A 270-nucleotide genomic window follows, 5' to 3' on the forward strand; every position below is an offset into this window, starting at 1 on the left:
GATGCATGCTGTCCAGGAACACGGCTGCGAACACTTCATTGGGCTCAGCGACCAGTTTTAAACGCAGATAATCCCGCACGGCCGCCGGTCCGCTGAGGCACGGTCCGACTTTGAAGATCCGTCTCTCCAGCAACGCGATAGCCTGCTGGATGATCCAGTCCTCATGATGGGCTGCGACGGCGGAAAGCGACTCCATGCAGGAGTCATTGACGACGAAAGACATGGCGAACCTCCGGAGGGTGAGATCGGAGGGCGCACACCCTGGGAGGG

Annotated in this window: 1 pseudogene; it reads right to left on the bottom strand. The window is 60.0% G+C overall.

Annotation, left to right across the window (positions count from 1 at the left end):
• A pseudogene (locus K206_RS0137175) lies at positions 1-223 on the bottom strand (DNA repair protein RadC); the annotation flags it as partial.
• Positions 224-270: the final 47 nt, after the last annotated feature.

Source organism: Cupriavidus sp. WS, assembly GCF_000395345.1.
Classification (GTDB): Bacteria; Pseudomonadota; Gammaproteobacteria; order Burkholderiales; family Burkholderiaceae; genus Cupriavidus; species Cupriavidus basilensis_B.